1 protein-coding gene is annotated in these 217 nt (G+C 73.3%); it reads right to left on the bottom strand.

What is annotated here, in order from left to right:
* The coding region (locus tag EXE44_RS19810; RefSeq protein ID WP_137718150.1) for an ATP-binding cassette domain-containing protein at positions 1–217 on the bottom strand (217 nt) is incomplete at both ends.

Raw genomic sequence — 217 nt, 5'->3', positions numbered from 1 at the left:
CCTCCTCGACCGGCGTCCCGTTCACCGAGACGTGCCCGGCGTCCGGCTCGACGAGCCCGTTGAACGTCCGGACCAGGGTGGTCTTCCCCGAGCCGTTCGCGCCCGCGACGACGAGGAACTCGCCGTCGGGGACGGCGAGGGAGACCTCGTCGACCGCGGCGGTTGCGCCCTCGCTCTCGGCGTTGTCTTCGCCCCGCCCGTACCGACACGTGACGCC

Origin of the sequence: Halorubrum sp. SS7 (genome assembly GCF_005435055.1) — an archaeon.
In the GTDB taxonomy this organism is placed as follows: domain Archaea; phylum Halobacteriota; class Halobacteria; order Halobacteriales; family Haloferacaceae; genus Halorubrum; species Halorubrum salinarum.
This window is presented reverse-complemented; position numbering and strand designations above follow the sequence as displayed.